This is a genomic window from Hamadaea sp. NPDC051192 (assembly GCF_040682475.1).
Taxonomy (GTDB): Bacteria; Actinomycetota; Actinomycetes; order Mycobacteriales; family Micromonosporaceae; genus Hamadaea; species Hamadaea flava.
Genome location: NZ_JBFBAZ010000022.1, coordinates 54,548 through 68,271, shown reverse-complemented (window position 1 = coordinate 68,271; position 13,724 = coordinate 54,548). Strand labels below are relative to the sequence as shown.

The 13,724-nt window shown below is 71.5% G+C and carries 12 protein-coding genes; 10 read left to right on the top strand and 2 right to left on the bottom strand.

What is annotated here, in order from left to right:
* The first annotated feature begins 37 nt into the window (after positions 1-37).
* The 5 genes from AB0M47_RS12495 to AB0M47_RS12475 are packed head-to-tail and all read left to right on the top strand — an operon-like array spanning position 38 to position 5,598.
* Complete coding sequence (locus AB0M47_RS12495) at positions 38-907, top strand: AraC family transcriptional regulator (RefSeq protein ID WP_363412188.1); 870 nt, start codon at positions 38-40, stop codon at positions 905-907.
* 49 nt (positions 908-956) lie between these two features.
* On the top strand, positions 957-1,124 hold the full coding sequence (locus AB0M47_RS12490) for a hypothetical protein (protein ID WP_363412187.1): 168 nt from the start codon (positions 957-959) through the stop codon (positions 1,122-1,124).
* Complete coding sequence (locus AB0M47_RS12485; RefSeq protein ID WP_363412185.1) at positions 1,121-3,637, top strand: helix-turn-helix domain-containing protein; 2,517 nt, start codon at positions 1,121-1,123, stop codon at positions 3,635-3,637. Before AB0M47_RS12490 ends, AB0M47_RS12485 begins: the two co-directional genes overlap by 4 nt.
* Before the next feature lie 59 nt (positions 3,638-3,696).
* Positions 3,697-4,479, top strand: coding sequence for a hypothetical protein (locus tag AB0M47_RS12480; protein ID WP_363412183.1), 783 nt, complete (start codon positions 3,697-3,699; stop codon positions 4,477-4,479).
* Positions 4,480-4,515: 36 nt separating this feature from the next.
* Positions 4,516-5,598 (top strand): LLM class flavin-dependent oxidoreductase, encoded by a 1,083-nt coding sequence (locus AB0M47_RS12475; protein ID WP_363412181.1) that lies wholly within the window; start codon positions 4,516-4,518, stop codon positions 5,596-5,598.
* A 17-nt stretch (positions 5,599-5,615) separates the two neighbouring features.
* On the opposite strand, the gene AB0M47_RS12470 is transcribed toward AB0M47_RS12475, so the two are convergent.
* The gene (locus AB0M47_RS12470; RefSeq protein ID WP_363412179.1) at positions 5,616-7,505 is read right to left on the bottom strand and encodes a WD40 repeat domain-containing protein; all 1,890 of its coding nucleotides are present in this window, start codon (positions 7,503-7,505) and stop codon (positions 5,616-5,618) included.
* Positions 7,506-7,809: 304 nt separating this feature from the next.
* Between AB0M47_RS12470 and AB0M47_RS12465 the strand changes: the two genes are divergently transcribed.
* From AB0M47_RS12465 to AB0M47_RS12455, 3 genes are all read left to right on the top strand, one after another.
* Complete coding sequence (locus AB0M47_RS12465; protein WP_363412177.1) at positions 7,810-8,925, top strand: winged helix-turn-helix domain-containing protein; 1,116 nt, start codon at positions 7,810-7,812, stop codon at positions 8,923-8,925.
* Positions 8,926-8,992: 67 nt separating this feature from the next.
* Entirely contained in the window at positions 8,993-9,367 is a 375-nt protein-coding gene (locus AB0M47_RS12460) for a metalloregulator ArsR/SmtB family transcription factor (protein ID WP_363412175.1), read from the top strand.
* A complete protein-coding gene (locus tag AB0M47_RS12455; RefSeq protein ID WP_363412173.1) occupies positions 9,364-11,052 on the top strand; it encodes a SulP family inorganic anion transporter in 1,689 nt (562 codons plus the stop codon). The genes AB0M47_RS12460 and AB0M47_RS12455 overlap by 4 nt, the downstream gene beginning before the upstream one ends.
* A gap of 79 nt (positions 11,053-11,131) precedes the next feature.
* Here the strand turns inward: AB0M47_RS12455 and AB0M47_RS12450 are convergent, their stop codons facing one another.
* Entirely contained in the window at positions 11,132-12,205 is a 1,074-nt protein-coding gene (locus AB0M47_RS12450) for a ParB/Srx family N-terminal domain-containing protein (RefSeq protein ID WP_363412171.1), read from the bottom strand.
* Positions 12,206-12,483: 278 nt separating this feature from the next.
* Here AB0M47_RS12450 and AB0M47_RS12445 point away from each other — a divergent pair, with 278 nt between their 5' ends.
* Positions 12,484-12,792: a hypothetical protein gene (locus tag AB0M47_RS12445; RefSeq protein ID WP_363412169.1), complete on the top strand. Its 309-nt coding sequence runs from the start codon at positions 12,484-12,486 to the stop codon at positions 12,790-12,792.
* 147 nt (positions 12,793-12,939) lie between these two features.
* The gene (locus AB0M47_RS12440) at positions 12,940-13,701 is read left to right on the top strand and encodes an EAL domain-containing protein (protein ID WP_363412167.1); all 762 of its coding nucleotides are present in this window, start codon (positions 12,940-12,942) and stop codon (positions 13,699-13,701) included.
* Positions 13,702-13,724: the final 23 nt, after the last annotated feature.

Below are 13,724 nucleotides of genomic sequence, written 5' to 3'. Positions count from 1 at the left end.
AAACTATTGACGGCCGGAACTCCCTACGATGGGCGCCATGGGCGATTCGGATGCCTGGCGCGGCGTCGAGGGTCCGGGCGGCCTGAGCTTCCTGGGCCATCTGGCCGACGTCGACCTGTTCGACGTGGTGTGCCGCATGCGCAACGTCGGATTCTTCGGCACCCAACCGGTCGGGGTGTACACGGTGATCCTGGTGTCCGGCGGCGGCTTCCTCCATCGCGTACACCGCGAGGAATCCTTTGTAGACACGATGTCGGCCGTGGTCGTCCGGCCCGGCGACCAGCTCACCGTCGCACATCCCGCCGGATTCGACGACCGGTCCACCGTCCTCCAGTACGCCGAGGAGCCCTATCTCGATCTCGCGCCCGGCGCGCGGCAGGTCAGCGACGACCTCTTCCTGCGGCATCGTGCCCTGGTCGCGGCGTGCCGGCGGGGTCTCGACCCGGTGGAGCTGGCCGAGCGGATCGACCTGCTCGTCCACGCGCTCGCCGCGCCGGAGCGCTCGGCCCGCCGCGACGGGCGCACGATGCGGTTCGGCACGCGGCAGGTCCACCGCCGCATGGTCGACCGGACGGTGGAGGCGCTGGGCGACGGCGGCTACCGGCGCGGGCTCGACGAACTCGCCACGATCGCGGGCGCCTCCCGGCATCACCTGAGCCGCGTCTTCCAGGCCGTCACCGGGATGACGGTGACGGCGTACCGGAACCGGTTGCGCGTACGCGCGGTGCTGGCCGACATCCAACAGGGTGCGCCGAACCTGCGCGAGCTGGCGCACGCGTACGGGTTCGCCGATCAGGCCCACCTGATCCGGGTCGTCCGGGGCCAGTTCGGGCGTACGCCCGGCGAGATCCGCCGGCTCCTGAACGCCGGCACGGCTGGCGACACAGCCGCCGACGCCTGCGAGTGAGCACATAAGTTCAACGAACGGCTGCTCACCCGGCTCGATCATGGAGCGCATGACCGACATCGGAACGGCCGACCTCGACCACCGCTGGGCCGACGATCAGTTGATCGACTCGCCCACCCGGACGACGGACGACGTCACCCGACCGGAGACTCGCTACGATGTCCCAGCTCGACGCGACCCTGCCGGAACCACGTCGGAGCTGAGGGGTGAGACTTGACGTCGTCGTTCGGCGCGCTGCTGCGTGAACTCCGCCGCGACGCGGGGTTCACCCAGGAACAGCTGGCCGACCGGGCGGCCATCAGCAGCCAGGCGGTCGGCGCCCTCGAACGCGGCGCGCGGCGGTTCCCGCATCAGCACACGGTGACCCGGCTGGCTGACGCGTTGGGGCTGGCCGACGACCAGCGGGCCGCATTCGTCGTCGCAGCCGCCCGGCCGTCCGCGCCACCGGCGCAGCGGGAGCCGGAGGTCACCACCGAGTCCCCGGTACGCGTCCCGCGCCAACTGCCGCCGCCTACTCCGTTGACCGGCCGGGAGCCGATGATCGCGGAGGTGGCCGCGCACCTGATCGCCGCCACCGACCCGAGCCCGGTGCTCTTGGTGGGACCCGGCGGGATCGGCAAGACCGCGCTGGCCGTCGCGATCGGGCACCAGCTCGCCCCGGAGTTCCCCGACGGGCAGTTGTTCGCCGACCTCCGGGGCGCCCAACCCGACCCGGTCGACGCGTACGCCGTCCTCGGGCGGTTTCTGCGGGCGCTCGGCGTACCCAAGGCGGAGGTGCCGGCGGACCCGGACGAGCGGCTGGCCGCGTACCGCAGCGCGCTCGCGGGCCGCCGGATGCTGCTCGTCCTGGACGACGCGGCCACCGAGGAGCAGGTCCGGCCGCTGCTGCCGCCGCCCGACGGCTGCGCGACCGTCGTCACCTCCCGCCGCCAGCTGGGGGCGTTGCTGGGCGCGACCCGGTGGACGGTGCCGGCCTTGGACAGCACGGACGCGGTGCGCCTGCTGGCTCGGATCGCGGGCGACGCACGAATCGCCGACGAGCCGACCGCGGCGACGCAGGTGGCCGACGCGTGCGGCTATTCGCCCCTGGCCATCTGCATCGCCGCCGGGCGGTTGGCGGTCCGGCCACACTGGACGGTCGCGGAGTTGGGCCGCCGCCTCACGGCCGAGCACGGGCGGCTGGACGCGTTGTCGGTCGGCGATCTCGACGTGCGGGCCAGCATCGGGCTCAGTTACCAATCGTTGCGTCCGGAGCAGCGGCGTCTGTTGCGGCGGCTGGGGCTGGTCTGGACGAAGGACTGGCCGGCCTGGGTCGCCGACGAGCTGTTCCAGCCGGCTTCGCCTCCGCACTCGGCCGAGGACGACCTCGACGAGCTGGTCAACGTCCACCTTGTCGAGGCGATCGGCGCGGACGCGGTCGGCCAGCAGCGATTCCGCCTGCATGACCTCATCGCCGAGTTCGCCCGCGAGCGGGCCTACGACGAGGAGAGTCCCGGCACGCCGGAGCGGATCGTCGCCGATCTGCTGCGATCGTGGACGGCCCTGGCCGCCGGGGCCGACGAGGACCTGGGGCACGGCTTCGGCTACGGCACCGGTCTCACGCTCGGTGACGCGCCGGCCCAGCCCGCCGAGACCGCGCGGCTCGCGCCGGGCGAATGGTTCGACGCCGAACGCGGCACTCTGGTCACGGCGGTGGGTCAGGCGATCCGGCTCGGTCACGCCGACGTGGCGGGGACGCTCGCCCTGCGGCTGGCTGGTTTCCTACGCGTACGCGGTCATCGCGACGACCACATCGCCACCCTGCGCCAGGCGCTGGCGGCGGTCCGTGCGGGCGGCCTCGACGAGCTGCGGCTGCGAGTGGCGCAGACGTTGTTCTCGGCGTTGCTCGATCACGACCTCGACGCCGGGATGCCCGAGCTGACGAGCGAGATGCTGGCTGCCGCCCGCGCGCTCGGCCAGGCCGACCTGCTGATCCGTGCGCTGGTCCAGGCTGGGCTGTACGCCAAACGCCGAGGCCGGCTCGGCGAGGCGATCGGCCATTACGAGGACGCCCTCGCGGCCTGCTCGGACGAGTCACGGATGCTGGCCACGGCGCTGGCCGCACTGGCGTTGGCGTACACCGAAGCCGGTCGGCCGCACGACGCGCTGCCGTTGTCGGAACGCGCGGTCGCGCTCCAGCGCGGGGAGGGCGCGCCGGTGATGATCGCGCTGCGACTGCTCAGCCACGCCGAGGTGCTCGCCGACGCGGGCCGGCCGGCGGACGCGGAGACGGCGTTGCGGGAAGCCCTGGCGCTGAGCCGCGCCACTGGTCACGACGCCGCGCGGGCGTACGCCGAATGGCGGCTCGGTGACCTCGCCCTGGTGCGGGGCCGGTGGCGTACCGCCGATCGGCTGATCCGGTCCGCCGTCGCCACCTTCGACCGGCTGCGCGACGCCGGGAGCACGGCGTACGGCATGCGTTCGCTGGGCGATCTCGCGATGGCCCAAGGGCGTCCGCAGGCGGCGATCACGCCGTATCAAGACGCGCTCGCTACCTGGCAGCGGTTGCGGTTGCCGTTGGAGGCCGCCCGGATGCAGGCCCGCCTCGGCCACGCCTGGTACGCCTTGGCCGATCACGGCCGTGCGGCCGAGCATCGGGCCGCCGGCGACCGGATCCTGGCCGACCTCGGGTTGACGGAGCGGGCGCTACGCCTGGGCCTGGCCTTCCATCCCGCGCGGACGAATGTGTAGGTCGGCTGTAGGGGTTGTCGCTGTCCTGGGTGGACCTCGGACCGACAGACTCTGCGGCCATGAGACTGATCCCGCTCCGCCCAGGCACCGCCGCGACCTTGGGCGGTTCCAAGGCGGACCGGTGGCCGCAGGGCTCGGCGTCGATCTACGGAGTCCGGCCCGACGGCCGGCTGACCTACGCGGTCGTCGACGCGGCCACGGGAACGCGTACGCATGGCCCGGTGGTGTCGTCGGAGTCGCTCGGTTTCGTGCCCGCCGCGATGGCGACGCTCAACCTGACCACCGTCCTGGCCACGACGGCGTCCGGCGGCCTTCACCGCATCGACGTGCTCGCCAACAACACGTCGCTGACGTTCAACGCCCCCGTGCACCTCGGTGACGGCTGGCCGGCCGGCCCGCTGGTGTACGACGGCGACGGCCACCTCTATGGCATCGCCGACGGCGTGCTGACGCGCTGGACGGTGACGGCGAGTAAGCCGGAGGCGGCCAACCTCACCGGCCCGCTCGTGATCGGCTCCGGGTTCGCCCTGACGACGCTGACCACGACCGGTCCGGATCGCCTCCTGGGTACGGCCCCCGATGGGCGGCCCACTTCCTATCGCATCCGCGGCGCGAACGATTGGATCGTAGCGGCCTCGACGACCCCCTTCGCGCCGGATCTGACCAGCCTCGTCTGCCCCGGCGGCGGCGTGTGCTTCGGCCACGCGCCCGACGGCTCGCTCCACCGCTTCCTCGACCGGAGCCCGGCCGGCGACGGGACCGACCTGGTCGAGGCGGGCACGGTCGACACGGACGGCTGGCGTCAGGTGATCCTGTCGGCCCAGCCCAGGACGGTCAGCTGACTCGCCAATCTCCCACTAAGCCGATAGGCTTACTGCGTGTTGCGCTTCCACTGGTTCCTCCCGACGTCGGGCGACGGCGATCAGGTCGGCGCGGCGACCGTCACCGCCGGGGCCGCCGACCATCGCCGGGCCGCCACCTTGGACTACCTCGCCGAGGTCGCCGAAGCCGCCGAGGATAACGGATTCACCGGCGCGCTCACCCCCGTCGGGTCCGGCTGCCCCGACCCGTGGATCGTGTGCTCGGCCGTCGCCGCGCGTACCAGTAGATTGAAGTTCTTGGTCGCTTTGCGACCGGGTTTCGCGTTGCCGACGCTGATCGCGCAGCAGGCGCAGGCCTTCACGCAGCTGGCCGGCGATCGCCTGGCGCTCAACGTCGTGACCGGCGGCGACAGCGGCGAGCAGCGCGCCTACGGCGACTTCCTGGACCACGACGCCCGGTACGCCCGGACCCGCGAGTTCCTGCAGGTGCTGCGCGAGTCGTTCGTGGGCGAGCCGTTCGACTTCCACGGCGAGCACTTCCGCATCGAGCGAGGCGGCCTGAAGCAGCCGCAGTCGCCGGCGGTTCCCGTGTACTTCGGCGGCGCTTCGCCGGCGGCGGAGCAGGTCGCGGCGCGGCTGGCCGACACCTATCTGATGTGGGGCGAGCCGCCGGCGGCGATCGCCCGACGAGCCGACCGCATGCGTACGCTCGCCGCCGCGCACGGCCGTGAGCTGCGCCTGGGCATCCGGTTGCACGTCATCGCGCGCGAGACCGCCGAGGAGGCCTGGGCGGAGGCGGACCGGCTGCTGGCCGGGATGAGCCCCGAGCGCATCGCGGCCGCGCAGGCCCGGTTCTCCACAATGGACTCTGTGGGCCAGGCCCGGATGGCGGCCCTGCACGGCGGCAGCGCGGCGAAGCTGGTGATCGCGCCGAACCTGTGGGCGGGCGTCGGCCTGGTCCGCGAGGGCGCCGGAACGGCCCTGGTCGGCAGCTACGCCGAGGTGGCCGAACGGCTGCGCGAGTACGCCGCGCTCGGCCTGTCGGAGTTCATCCTGTCCGGCTGGCCGCACCGCGAGGAGGCAGAACGCGTCGGCCGCCACGTCCTGCCCCTGCTCGCCGAATCAGCGGTTCCCGCCTGAATTGTTCCGCCTGGGGGTCAACGCACGGGGTCGGTGGTGAACACCGCGACGTCGCGGTCGAAGCAGACGACGATGTGGCCGTCGGCGGTGACGTCGACCGCGGCGACCTGCTCAGGAAGCTCCAGGTCCGGGCTGATCTTGTCGAACGTGACGAGGCTGTACGCCGACACCGTCCGGTGGATCGCGACGACCGCGACCGGATGGCCGTCGACCGTGGCGGCGGCGAGCGCGTCCAGGTGTTGGCGGCCCAGGTGGCCGATCTGCTGGGCGGTGGCGACGTCCCACACCTTCACCTGGACGTCGCGCCAGTCGTCATAGGTGGTGACGGCGAGGGATCGGCCGGCCGCGACGGTCGCGGCCACGAGCCGGACCGGTTTGCCGTTGCCGCCGGTGGTCTGGACGCTGGTGTCGCGGTTGGTGGTGAGGTCGCGGACCTTGAAGCCGCCGCCCCATCGGCCGAGGACGGCGACCGGGCGGCCGTCGAGCGTGGTGGTGGCGAGGTCGTGCACCCAACGGTGGTCACTGGCGCGCGGCTTGCCGGTCTCCTCCCCCGTACGCAGATCCCACAGCCGGATCTTCTTGTCGTCGCCGGCGGTGATGGCCCGGGGCCGGCCGTCGGTGCCATCGGCCCCGATCGACGTGATCGGACGGTGGTGGGCAGCCAGTGGTGCGCCTGCCGGTTTCCCCAGGTCCAGGTCCCGGCGGTGCACGGTCCCGTCGGCGCCTCCCGTGACGGCGACCGCCCGCCCGTCCACGGTGGTCGCCGCGACCGTTGTGACCGCGCCGGTGTGACCGGTCAGCGGCGCGCACACCTGGTCGCCGGTCGACAGCTCCCAGACCCGGACGGTCTCGTCGTCGCCGCCGGTGATCACCACCGGCCGGCCGCCTACCGTCGTGGTGGCCACCGCCTTGATCTCGGCGTCGTGGCGTACGGGCTTGTCGATGGGCTCGCCGATGACCAGCTCGGACACCCGGATGGTGCCTCGGTCGCACGTCGACACCACCACCTGGCGGCCGTCCACCATCGCCGTTGTCACCCCGATCACATTGCGGGGGTGCTGGGGAAACAGCTCGCCGACCAGCTCGGCGGAGCTCAGGTCCCACACCTGGATGGTCGGCGTGTCTCCGCGGCAGACCAACGCCACTGGCCGGCCGTGCACGACAGCTGTCGACACGAGGTCGGTGTTCCAGTCGGCGGCTATCGGAAGGTCGGTCACGGGTAGTCCGGTGGCCAGGTCCGACACGAAGGTGGCCAGGCGGTAGCCGCTGGAGACCGCCACCGGCCGGCCGTCGGCCAGCTCCGCGACCGCGAGCGTGCTGACCTGGCCGGGGTGGTCAGGGTGGTCGGTGTGGCCGGTGAACGGGCTGCCTACGGGTTCGCCGGTGTCCAGGTCCCACACCCGGACGGTCCGGTCGCCGGCGGTGACGGCGACCCAGCGACCGTCCAGCATCACGGTCGCGACCGCGTACACCGGACCGGTGTGGCCACGGATCGGTGTCATCACCTCCTGGCCCGTGTCCAGATCCCACACCCGGGCCGTCCTGTCGTGGCAGCCGGTGACCACCACGCGGCGACCCCGACGCTCCGCGATCGCGAAGCCCCAAATGGTGTCGGCCCGCAGGTCGATCGGCTCCCCCACCGGCCGGCCCGAGGCGAGCTCCCACAGCCGAACGACGCCGTCGCTGCCTCCGCTGATCACGATGGGGACACCGGCCAGATCAGACACGGCGATCGCCCGCACCTCGCTCGTGTGACCGATCCAAGGGGCGCCGACTTGCTCACCCGTTTTCAGGTCCCATAGCCGGACGGTGTGATCACCGCTTCCGGTGACCGCCACCGGACGGCCGTCGAGGACCGACGTCGTCACCGCCATCACCCAGGAGGTGTGGCCGTCGGCGGAGCCCATCGGCGGGCAGCACAGGCCGCCCTTTGGTGCCAGACTGGTCCACATCGGTCGGATACGCCACGCAGGTGGTTGAGCAGACAATGTCGACATGCGGGGCAGGATAGCCGCCGGCACCGACAGCCTCGGGCCGGCGTTCTGGGCCGCCTGGTCCATGTTCGACAGCACACTGAGGATCGACCGCTCGTGACAGCCATCATCCGATCAACGCACCTCTATGCGCCATCCGGTCATCGAATCGTGCTCGTCGTACCGATCGGGACTTGTGATCTGGACCACATGGAGCGACGAGCCTAGCGTATCCACCGTGCTCACTTCCTCGATCGAGCACGACTGGCGGAACGGGGTCTGGCTGGCGTGGCTGGCCGGCGAGTTCGCGCGCGACGGGCATGTCCGGCTGCGGCGGATCGTCAGCAAATGCCTGTCCGACGACCCGGCCGGAATCGTCGTGGACCTCACCGAGGTGACCTCGGTCCTTCCGATGTTGCCGACTGCGCTGGCCACCGAGCAGCGGCGGGCTGCCCGCAGTGGCGTCTCCCTGGTCTACGTCCTGCCGGAAGACCGCGCGGCGGAGCTGAAGTCCGGGGCAGCTGGCCGGCACCTGATCATCTGTCCCACGGTCGCGGCAGCCCGTTTCCTCGCGGGCCTCGTCACCCCGCATCGCTGGCTGCACCTGGCGCTCGATTCGCGGCCGCAGTCCATGACGAAGGCACTCGATCAAACGCGGGCCGCCTGCCTCACCTGGGGCGTGCCCGACCTGGCGGCCCCAGCCGAATCCGTCACGGCCGAGCTGGTGACCAACGCGCTCAGCCATGTCGGGGGCGTCGTGCGGCTGACCGTGTCGCTGCAACAGGATCTGCTCCGCATTCGGGTGCACGACCGCAGTCGCCGAGTCCCGATCCTGGCAGCCGCCAGAGCCGAGCCGGTCACCTGGGATCAGACGACCGGGCTGGAACGAGTCGCCCAGTACGCCGCAGCTTGGGGCGCGCGGGCCGTCGACGATGGCAAGATCGTGTGGGCGACGGTACGCGCGCAGATCACCGTCCTCGCTCCGTCACCTCGACCGGCGCAGGCGGACGCTCGTCACACCGAGCCGCCCAGCCTTTCGACAGCGCTGCTCGTCGTCGGCGGGCTGACCCTTGATTGCGCCGGACGGCAGGCCTGGCTCGACGGCCGGCTGCTGCACCTGTCCGACCGCGAGTACGACCTGCTCAGCTATCTCATGCACCATCCGGACATGATCGTCAGCAAGAAGGAGCTGCTGACGAACATCTGGCATCGGTCGCCCACCTCGACCACCCGTACGCTCGACGTGCATCTCTGCTGGCTGCGCCAGAAGCTCGACGACGACATCCGGGCGCCCCGTTATCTGCACACGGTTCGAGGCCTGGGCATCCGTTTGAGCGCGCCGCCCGTCGACTGAGCATGACCTGGATCACATCCGGCCACCCCATCGGCGAATGCCGACTTGCAGAAACCTTCAATTGCTCATGTCCTGCAAGGGTGGCTCGGGAGGGGTGCTGCGCGTGGTTCCGCTGTATCAGAGGAAGGCGGAGTTCTTCCGTACGCTCGGCCACCCCGTGCGGATCCGGGTCCTGGAGTTGCTCGGCGACGGCCCGCTGGCCGTCCGCGATCTGCTGGCCGACGTGGAGATCGAGCCTTCGAGCCTGTCGCAGCAGCTGGCGGTGCTGCGTCGGGCCGGGATCGTGACCTCCCGCCGGGACGGCGGATCGGTGGTCTACGAACTGGCCGGGCCGGATGTCGCCGATCTCATGGCCGCCGCCCGCCGCTTCCTCACCGAGATGATCGAAGGACAGTCCGAGCTGCTGGAGGCGCTGCGCGACGAACCGGCCGCCGCCCGATGAGCACGCTGACCCGGCTGCTGCCCACACGCTCCGACCTGGCGGGGATGCTGCGCCGGCCGCGTACCGATCTGATCGCCGGGCTGACCGTGGCGGTCGTCGCGTTGCCGCTGGCGCTGGGCTTCGGCGTCACCTCCGGGCTCGGCGCGGCGGCGGGCTTGGCCACCGCCATCGTGGCGGGCGCCCTGGCCGCCCTGTTCGGCGGCTCGAACCTGCAGGTCTCCGGTCCGACCGGGGCGATGACCGTGGTGCTCGTCCCGATCGTGCATCGCTACGGGCCCGGCGGCGTGCTCACCGTCGGGCTGATCGCCGGCGTCTTCCTGGTCGCCTTGGCCGTCATGCGCGCCGGACGCTACGTCCGCTACGTTCCGGCTCCGGTCGTCGAGGGGTTCACCGTCGGCATCGCGGCCGTCATCTTCCTGCAGCAGGTCCCGGCGGCGCTGGGCGTCGAGGCGGCCAGTGGGGAGAAGGTCACGGTGGCCGCCTGGCACGCGGTCGTCGACTTCGTCCGGGCACCGCACTGGGCCGCGCTCGGTCTCGCACTCGCGGTCGCGACGGTGATGCTCGCTGGAGCGCGGTGGCGGCCCACCATCCCGTTCTCGCTGCTCGCCGTCGCCGCGGCGACTCTCGCGACAGCTCTGTCCGGGCTGCCGATCGCCACCATCGGCGCGCTGCCCGCCACGCTGCCCGCCCCGTCCCTCGGCTTCCTCGACCTGGCCGCCGTGCCCGGTCTGCTCACGTCGGCGCTGGCAGTGGCCGCCCTCGCCGCGCTGGAGAGCCTGCTGTCGGCGACCGTCGCCGACGGCATGAGCGTGGGTCAGCGGCACGACCCCGACCGGGAGTTGTTCGGCCAGGGCGTCGCAAACCTGGTCACGCCCTTGTTCGGCGGGGTGCCGGCCACTGCGGCCATTGCGCGTACGGCGGTGAACGTCCGCGCTGGGGCTCAGTCCCGGCTCGCGTCGCTCACCCACGCGATCACCCTGGCCGTCATCATGCTCGCGGCTGCTCCGCTGGTCGCCCACATCCCGCTCGCGGCGCTGGCCGGGGTCCTGCTCGCCACGGCGGTACGCATGGTGGAGGTGAGTTCGCTGGCGGCGCTGGCCCGCTCGACGCGGTCGGACGCGCTGATCCTGGCGTTGACCGCCGCCGCCACCCTGGTCCTGGACCTGGTCGCCGCCGTCGGCATCGGGTTGGCCGTCGCCTGCGTGCTGGCGATCCGCCGCATCGCCCGGGCGACCACATTGGAGACAGTGCCGCTCGACGTCACCGACCACCACGCCGAGGAGGCGGCGCTGTTGCGGGAGCACATCGTCGCGTACCGCCTCGAAGGCCCGCTGTTCTTCGCCGCCGCGCATCATTTCCTGCTGGACCTGTCCGACGTAGCCGACGTACGCGTGGTCATCCTGCGCATGTCCCGGGTGCTGACGATCGACGGCACCGGCGCGACCGTGCTCCGCGACGCGATCGAACGGCTCGAACGCCGGGGCATCACGGTCTACCTGTCCGGCTTACGACCAGGCCACGAGCGCGCCATCGCCGCGACCGGCGTCCTGTCGCGGCTCGCCGATCAGGGCCGGGTGTTCCCCGACACGCCGCAGGCCATCGCCGCCGCCCGCATTCTGTTGCAGCACAACGACTTTCCGGCGGTCACCGACCCGGTCGGCGCAGTGCGTACCGCCGCGTCCTGACCTAACCCGATCCGGCGGCGCAGCGGCTGTGCCCGCGTCCTGACCGGCGCCCAGCGGTGGGCGCCGGTCAGATCCGCCGTCACGCCAGGTTGTGCAGCTTCTTGAACTCCAGCGTGTACGCGAGCTTGCCGGGCTTGGCGTCGCTGTACGGCTTGGCGAGCTTGTCGAACTCGCCCTTGTTCGCCGCCTTGCCGTCGTTCCACGCGGCGAGGACGCCGAGCTGGGAAGCGGTGAAACCACTGTCGATCATGCTGTCGCCCGGCAGCGCCGTCATCGTCTGGGTCAGTGTCTTGACGGTGGCCAGGTAGCTCGCCAGGTCGTTCTGGTTCCACGCGGTCAGGTCGACCGGCTCGGCGTCCCGGACCCAACTGCCCCAGTAGAACTCCTGGAACGGCAGCCCGTTCTGGGCGTAGCCGATGTCGCGGCCGAAGTAGAGCAGGCTGCGGTACCTGTCGTTGGTGAAGTTGGCCAGGCCGACGCTGGTGGGCAGCTTGTTGACCGTGATCGCGGCGCCGTCGGGCTGACGCAGATACACCCACTTGCTGGCCTGCATCTGAGCCCAGAAGTCCTGCCGGGTCAGGGTCGACAGGTTGGCCTGGACCCGCAGGCGCACGTGCAGGTTCGCGCCACCGTCCGGAGTCTCGTAGAACGACGTCAGGGTGTGGTGGCCGTCGGTGAGGAAGGGTTCGCCGCCTGGGCCGATGACCACGGTCTTCATCGCGGCGACACTGTCGGCGGTCTCCCCGCCGACCGGCAGCTCACAGGTGAACGACGCCGGGTCGTCCAACCGCGCACCGGCCTGCACGCTGGCGGCGGCGATCCGGCCGTCGGTCTCGCACCAGTCGTCGAACTTCTTGTTGATCGCGTCCTTGCCGAGGGTGTAGCGGCCGAGCTTGTAGTACACCTCGTCGTAGCCCAGGGACGGCTGCGTCGGGTGGACGTCGCCGATGCGCACGTCGAGCAGGTCACCGGCCTGCGCGCACAGGTACTGGGCGAACGGGGTGTTGCGGTTGTCGTGGCCGCAGAAGTCGGGCCGCGTACCGGGCGCTCCCGGGGCGGCGGTCGCGACCGGCGTCAGGGCGTACACGCCGGCGCCGACGACGGCGAGCAGGGCCGCGCCGAGCACGGCTACGCGGATGGTGGGCAGGCGCATGAGACAGCACGCTCCTCGATGACGATGGGGGTCGTCGCGAGCGTGCCGGTGATCAACCAACTAGATGTACCGGCCTGGTGACATCCACGCGAACCGCAGGGAAACGCTGCTCGGTGACGCAGGCCACCACCCGTCCGGGGCTCGGCAGGTCGATCCGGTCACACCGTACGCACGCCGCACCGCTGGCCGAGAGCCGTCCGGCAGCGAGCCGTTGGGTTCTACTGCCGTCGATTGTTAACCTCGAAGGGCATCCAATCCGACACGAAAGGTTCTGGTAGGTGAGGTTCGCGGAGAATGTGGGAGTTCTGGCGGCGCCCGCCGTCACCGTGCCGGCGACGATGACCGGTCGTCAGCTGGCCACGGTGCTGCGGCTACGGGCCGAGACCTCCGCAGCGGTCGTACGCGATGGCGACCGGCGGGGGCTGCTGTCGCGCGCCCAGCTCAGCGAAGGACGCGCCGGCAGCCAGAGCACCGGAGCGGTCGGCAACGCCGCGGCGTGGGACGCGCTGCGCGTGAGCTGGGACACCAGCCTGGCCAAAACCGCCCACCTGCTGCTCACCACGCCCGACGCCCAGAGGCATGACTAGCTGCTCGTCGATCTCCCCGACGGCGAGACGGGGCTGCTGCCGATCAGCCGGCTGTTCCGCGAGCTCGCCGACCGCGCCGACGGGCCGGAGCTGCCCGTCCAGCGGGCCGACGAGCCGAACGGGCACGACGAGCCCGCCATCGACGCCATGATCGACACCGGCCAGCTGCGCGTCTACTACCAGCCCATCGCGGACACCCTCGACGGCTCGATCGTCTCCGCGGAGGCGCTGGTGCGCTGGGAGCACCCGACGCGGGGACTGCTGGCTCCGGACCGGTTCCTGCCGGCGTTCGCCCGCGACGGCAGCCTTCCCACGCTCGATCGGTGGGTATTCGGCCAGGCCTGTCACGACCTCGCCGAACTGCGTCACGAACTCGGCGTACGCGCACCGCAGTGGGTGAACGTCAACATCTCCCGCGCGTCCCTGCGTACGGACTTCGACGCCATGATCAGCGACGTGCTGGCCACCACCGGCATCACGCCCGGCCGGCTGCGCATGGAACTGCCCGAGGACGCCGACCTGCCCGCGTTGACCGAGGTCGCGGACCGGCTGGCGCGGCTCGGCGACCACGGCGTCCGCTTCACCCTGGACGACATGGGCACCGGAGCCACCAACCTGCGCTATATGTCGGCCCTGCCCATCCACGGGTTCAAGATCGACCGGATGTTCGTCGCGGGGATGGCCGACAGCGCCCAAGACCGCACGATCGTCCAGTTGCTGGCGGATCTCGGCCAGCGGCTCGGCCTGCGGGTGACCGCTGAAGGCGTCGAGAACCCCGCCCAGTTGCGGATGCTGGCCGAACTCGGCGTCGCGTACGCCCAGGGCTATCACATCTCGGCGCCGCTGCCGCGCCAGGAGCTGACCGAGTTCCTCACGCGCGAGCCCGAACTGTCATCCGTTTCCGGCTGAGGCGGACGATCCGCCCGCACGGT

Excerpts from the sequence above, each read along its gene's own strand:
- AB0M47_RS12480 (WP_363412183.1), top strand. The coding sequence starts at position 3,697 with ATGAGACTGATCCCGCTCCGCCCAGGCACCGCCGCGACCTTGGGCGGT.
- AB0M47_RS12440 (WP_363412167.1), top strand. The coding sequence starts at position 12,940 with ATGATCGACACCGGCCAGCTGCGCGTCTACTACCAGCCCATCGCGGAC.
- AB0M47_RS12490 (WP_363412187.1), top strand. The coding sequence starts at position 957 with ATGACCGACATCGGAACGGCCGACCTCGACCACCGCTGGGCCGACGAT.
- AB0M47_RS12470 (WP_363412179.1), bottom strand. The coding sequence starts at position 7,505 with ATGGGCTCCGCCGACGGCCACACCTCCTGGGTGATGGCGGTGACGACG.
- AB0M47_RS12495 (WP_363412188.1), top strand. The coding sequence starts at position 38 with ATGGGCGATTCGGATGCCTGGCGCGGCGTCGAGGGTCCGGGCGGCCTG.
- AB0M47_RS12460 (WP_363412175.1), top strand. The coding sequence starts at position 8,993 with ATGTCCTGCAAGGGTGGCTCGGGAGGGGTGCTGCGCGTGGTTCCGCTG.
- AB0M47_RS12450 (WP_363412171.1), bottom strand. The coding sequence starts at position 12,205 with ATGCGCCTGCCCACCATCCGCGTAGCCGTGCTCGGCGCGGCCCTGCTC.
- AB0M47_RS12455 (WP_363412173.1), top strand. The coding sequence starts at position 9,364 with ATGAGCACGCTGACCCGGCTGCTGCCCACACGCTCCGACCTGGCGGGG.